General features: G+C 61.2%; 5 protein-coding genes and 2 pseudogenes. 6 read left to right on the plus strand and 1 reads right to left on the minus strand.

Annotated features, from left to right (window positions below; genetic code table 11):
* The 4 genes and pseudogenes from OQK_RS16655 to OQK_RS16670 form a co-directional block, all read left to right on the plus strand.
* Positions 1-406, plus strand: a pseudogene (locus OQK_RS16655) (amino acid permease); the annotation flags it as partial.
* 68 nt (positions 407-474) lie between these two features.
* The gene (locus OQK_RS16660; protein WP_016773379.1) at positions 475-885 is read left to right on the plus strand and encodes an NUDIX hydrolase; all 411 of its coding nucleotides are present in this window, start codon (positions 475-477) and stop codon (positions 883-885) included.
* 23 nt (positions 886-908) lie between these two features.
* Positions 909-1,547: a LysE family translocator gene (locus tag OQK_RS16665; RefSeq protein WP_016773380.1), complete on the plus strand. Its 639-nt coding sequence runs from the start codon at positions 909-911 to the stop codon at positions 1,545-1,547.
* A 1-nt stretch (position 1,548) separates the two neighbouring features.
* Positions 1,549-2,046: a GNAT family N-acetyltransferase gene (locus OQK_RS16670; RefSeq protein WP_016773381.1), complete on the plus strand. Its 498-nt coding sequence runs from the start codon at positions 1,549-1,551 to the stop codon at positions 2,044-2,046.
* Between the two features lie 151 nt (positions 2,047-2,197).
* Here the strand turns inward: OQK_RS16670 and metR are convergent, their stop codons facing one another.
* Positions 2,198-3,115: a transcriptional regulator MetR gene (metR, locus tag OQK_RS16675; protein WP_016773382.1), complete on the minus strand. Its 918-nt coding sequence runs from the start codon at positions 3,113-3,115 to the stop codon at positions 2,198-2,200.
* Positions 3,116-3,331: 216 nt separating this feature from the next.
* On the opposite strand from metR, the gene OQK_RS16680 reads away from it, so the two are divergent.
* Positions 3,332-4,366, plus strand: a complete 1,035-nt coding sequence (locus OQK_RS16680) for an alpha/beta fold hydrolase (RefSeq protein WP_016773383.1) — start codon at positions 3,332-3,334, stop codon at positions 4,364-4,366.
* 107 nt (positions 4,367-4,473) lie between these two features.
* Positions 4,474-4,844: pseudogene (locus tag OQK_RS30450) on the plus strand (hypothetical protein); the annotation flags it as partial.

Consider the following 4,844-nt stretch of genomic DNA (forward strand, 5'->3'; position numbering starts at 1 on the left):
CATCTTGCCCAAATCGTTTTTCGGCACCTTGCATGCGCGCTTCGGCACACCGGTCAACAGCATTCTGTTGTGCGCGGCGGTGGCGTTGCTGGCGCTGAAACTCGACGTCACCACCTCGACCTCGTTCATCAACTTCGGCGCGTTCCTGGCGTTCAGCCTGGTCAACCTGTCGGTGATCTTCCATTACTGGATCGGCGGCGAGAAAAAAGGCCCGCGCGAGCTGCTGCTGTTTTTGCTCTGCCCGCTGATCGGTCTGGTCGCCGACCTGTGGCTGATGGTCAGCCTTGATCATCTGGCGGTGTGGCTGGGGCTGAGCTGGCTGGCGATTGGTGTGGTGTATCTCGCCGTGCTGACGGGTGGTTTCCGCCGTCAGCCGCCGGAACTGGATTTTCAGGAAGCGACCTGAGCTTCGTGGCTTGGCTTCCCTCTGACGGGCATGGGATCCTTGGCGCTTTTGCGCCAAGGGATTCCTTTATGTCGACCATTCATATCGCCGCTGCGCTGCTGCTCAACCCGCAAGGCCAGACTCTGCTGGTGCGCAAGCGCGGCACCACGGCGTTCATGCAACCGGGTGGCAAGATCGAAGCCCACGAGTTGCCGGTACACGCATTGGCCCGTGAGCTGGAAGAAGAACTCGGGCTGCAGATCGACCCGGCGCAGGCGATTTTCCTCAACAGTTTTTCCGCCCCCGCCGCCAACGAGCCGGGCTTTATTGTCCATGCGGAAATATTTCAACTGACCATCGACACTGATGTCTGCCCGGCGGCGGAGATCGAGGAAGTCATCTGGGTCGATCCGGCCACTGATCCGGCGCTCGAGCTGGCGCCATTGACACGCGAGCACATCATGCCGTTTTATCGCCGTTCACTGACGGCACTCGCCTGATCATTCCCGCAAAGGACGTTGCCATGATCCCGCTGCAAGACCTGCTGATCTTCGCCGCCGCCGCATTGCTGATGGTGCTGACGCCGGGGCCGAACATGATCTATCTGATCTCGCGGTCGATCTGTCAGGGGCGCCGCGCCGGAGTGACTTCGTTGCTTGGCGTGGTCGGCGGGTTTTTCGTGCATATGTTCGCCGCGGCGGCGGGTTTGACGGCGGTGTTTCTCGCCGTGCCGATGGCTTATGAAATGTTGAAATGGGCCGGCGCGCTGTACCTGCTGTGGCTGGCCTGGCAAGCGCTGAAACCCGGCGCACGTTCGCCGTTCGAAGCGCAGCAATTGCCGCCGGACTCGTCGCGCAAATTGATCACCATGGGCTTTCTCACCAGTGCGCTGAACCCGAAAATCGCCGTGTTCTATCTGTCGGTGTTTCCGCAGTTCATCAGCCCTGAGGACGGCTCGGTGTTCACCCAAAGCATCATCCTCGGCCTGACGCAGATCAGCGTCAGCTTCAGCGTCAATCTGTTGATCGCGCTGTTCGCCGCAGGCATTGCCTCGTGGTTTGTGCGCAATCCGACGTGGTTGGCGATGCAGCGTTATTTCATGGGCCTGGTGCTCGGCGGCCTCGGCGTAAAACTGATGCTCGAACAACGCCGGGCCGCCTGACATGTGGATCGAGCGGCTGGACGCCAGCCATGCCCTGGCTTACCGCGAACTGATGCTTGAAGCCTATGACCGGCATCCGCAGGCGTTCACTTCCAGCGTGCGCGAACGCGCGGTGATGCCGTTGAGTTGGTGGGAAGGGCGCCTGACCAGCAAGCTCGATGTGGTGCTGGGGGCATTCGATGCCGGGACGTTGGCCGGGATTGTCGGCCTGGCGTTCGAACCGCGCGAAAAGGCGCGCCACAAGGCCACGCTGTTCGGCATGTATGTCTCGGCAGATTTTCGTCGGCAGGGGATGGGCTTTGATCTGGTGCAGGCGGCTCTGGACGAAGCGCAAAAGCACCCGGCGCTGAAACTGCTGCAGCTCACCGTCACCGCCGGCAATGACGCGGCTTTTCAGTTGTACCAGCGTTGCGGCTTCATTCAGTACGGCCTCGAACCGCTCGCCGTGCGAGTGGGCGAAGACTACTTCGACAAGATCCACATGTGGCGCGAACTCTGACCCAGCGATAATTTCCGCCTACTGATCGTTCCCACGCTCTGCGTGGGAATGCAGCCCGGGACGCTCTGCGTCCCATCCAAAGCCGAACGCAGAGCGTCCGTTGAGGCATTCCCACGCAGAGCGTGGGAACGATCATCTCCTGCACAGCAGATCAGCGTACGGCGCTGACCCCATCGAGGGTCGAAAACGAGGTGTCCTTGGCGGTCAGCAGGAAATCGCGCATGTACGGCGCGTCGAGCATGTCGGTGCGAATCGCCGCGTACAGCGTCGCGAACAAGCCCTTTTCACCCAACCGTTTGCCCTTCACATAACCGCGCGAGCTGTATTCATGCAGCGCCCAGTGCGGCATGCCGCAGACGCCACGGCCGCTGGCGACCAGTTGCATCATCATCACCGTCAGTTCTGAAGTGCGCACCTGCGCCGGTTCGATGTCGGCCGGTTCGAGGAAGCGGGTGAAGATGTCCAGGCGATCGCGCTCGACCGGGTAGGTGATCAGCGTTTCCGTCAACAAGTCTTCAGGAACGATGTACGGCTTGCTCGCCAGCGCATGCTGATTGGCCACCGCGAGCATGGCTTCGTAAGTGAACAGCGGCACGTAAGTGATGCCGGCAATTTCCAGCGGATCGGAGGTCACCACCAGATCCAGATCGCCACGGGCCAGTGCCGGCAGCGGGGCGAAAGCGAAGCCCGAAGCCAAGTCCAGCTCGACCTCCGGCCAGGCATCGCGGAACTGGTCGATGGTCGGCATCAGCCACTGAAAGCAGCTGTGACATTCGATAGCCATGTGCAAACGCCCGGCGGTGCCACCGGCCAGCCGACCGATGTCCCGTTCAGCGGCGCGCAACAGCGGCAGGGTGGCGTCGGCCAGTTGCAGCAGGCGCAAACCGGCGCTGGTGAAGCGCACCGGTTTGGTCTTGCGTACGAACAACTGCATGCCCATGCGCTCTTCCAGTTCTTTGAATTGGTGCGACAGTGCTGACTGTGTCAGATGCAAACGGTCGGCGGCGTCGACCAGACTGTCGGCCTCGCGCAAAGCATGCAGGGTTTTCAGATGTCGGATTTCAAGCACCGGCGGGCTCCATGAAGAAAACTTGTGACGAATGCGGGGAAGGTGAGTTTGTCTCATGACGTTGGCTTTGTCGATCTGCCGGCCAGGATCCGGCGATGCAATCGACAGCCGACCGCTCGGCACTCTTCATCAAACTGTCATGCAACTGTGGCAGCGCGCTCGCACGAACTTCATCAGACTCGCGCTCTACTGGGGTGCTGCGTTTTGGTGTTTTTCATGTTCAAGAGATTGTTTTCAGTCGCGGCCGCGTTGGCCGCGCTTTTGTTCGGGGCCGGCTCGTTTGCAGCCGGACGCTGCGATGTCAACGTGCCGACCGAGCACGCCGAGCTGGCGCAGGTCAGTCTTGCCTATCAAAGTATCGGCCGTGCATCAGACCCGGCGCTGTTGCTGGTCATGGGCCTGGGTGGGCAGTTGATTCACTGGCCGGATGAAGTGGTTGTCGCTTTGTGCCAGCAGGGTTTCCGGGTGATCCGCTATGACAACCGCGACGTCGGCCTGTCGACCTGGCGGCAGGCGCCGATCGAGGCCAATCTGACTTTCGAAGTGCTGCGTTACAAACTCGGTCTGCCGGTGTCGGCACCTTACAGCCTGACTGACATGGCTGACGATGCGCTGGGTTTGATGACCGCGCTGAAGGTCGAGCAATTCCACGTGCTCGGCGCGAGCATGGGCGGAATGATCGCCCAGCACATGGCGGCGATGGCGCCGCAGCGGGTGGAAAGCCTGACGCTGATCATGACCACTTCCGGCGCTGAAGGTCTGCCGGCGCCGAGTGCGGCGCTGGTGCAGTTGCTCTCGCGCCGAGGCGCGCCGAACCGCGAAGTGGCGCTGGAGCAACAGGCCGATCTGCTCGCGGCACTCGGTAGCCCGGCGGTAACCGATGATCGTCAGGCCTTGCTGCAACAGGCGGCGGCATCCTACGACCGCGCGTTCAACCCCGAAGGCGTCAAACGGCAGATCATGGCGATACTTGCCGAACCGAGCCGGGTGGCATTGCTCAATCAGCTGCGCGTGCCGACCCTGGTGGTGCACGGCACGGCAGATCCGCTGCTGCCGGTGATGCACGGCGTGCATCTGGCGGCGCACATTCAGGGTAGTCAGTTGAAACTGATTCCGGGGCTGGCGCATCGCTTTCAGGAGGCGTTCAAGGAGCCGTTGCTGGCGGCGGTGCTGCCGTATTTGCAGGCGCATCGCGAGGACACTTCGCATTGGGCTCGGGTCGATCCGGCGGCGCAGAACAATCTGCTGTAAGAGTGCGCCAGCATCCTGTCGCCAAAAAAATATCAATGTGCCACTATTGTTTGCCGCGTTGTTGCCGATAAGGCGCAGGAACGTTTTCAGACATAGGGACTTGATCCATGATTTTTCGCGCTACACGTCAATGGGCCGCGCTGGCTCTGCTCGCCGTACTGACTCTCACCGGCTGCGCTCATGTGCAACCGCCCGTGGCCCTGGACAAACAGTTCTGGGATGCCAAAGAGCCGACCATTGGTGTGGCCATTACCGTCGTACCGTCGCCAGTGCTGGCGCTGACAGGCAATCAGGGCATCCTCGATTACGCCATCAATGCCGGCGTCAACAGCAAGCTCAGCGCCAACGTCGAAACCTGGCAGGTGCGCGACCTGGAAACCCTGCCCGACGCCATCGTCGCCAAGCTGCAAGCCAAGGGCTACAAGGCCAAGCGCATTGATGAAAAGGTCGATCTGAAGACCTTCAAGGAAGTCGATTT

The organism is Pseudomonas sp. R62, from assembly GCF_000257605.1.
In the GTDB taxonomy this organism is placed as follows: Bacteria; Pseudomonadota; Gammaproteobacteria; order Pseudomonadales; family Pseudomonadaceae; genus Aquipseudomonas; species Aquipseudomonas atacamensis.

What these genes read in the sequence shown, in the direction of transcription:
- OQK_RS16660 (WP_016773379.1), top strand. Translation starts at nt 475, where the DNA reads ATGTCGACCATTCATATCGCCGCTGCGCTGCTGCTCAACCCGCAAGGC.
- OQK_RS16665 (WP_016773380.1), top strand. Translation starts at nt 909, where the DNA reads ATGATCCCGCTGCAAGACCTGCTGATCTTCGCCGCCGCCGCATTGCTG.
- OQK_RS16670 (WP_016773381.1), top strand. Translation starts at nt 1,549, where the DNA reads ATGTGGATCGAGCGGCTGGACGCCAGCCATGCCCTGGCTTACCGCGAA.
- OQK_RS16680 (WP_016773383.1), top strand. Translation starts at nt 3,332, where the DNA reads ATGTTCAAGAGATTGTTTTCAGTCGCGGCCGCGTTGGCCGCGCTTTTG.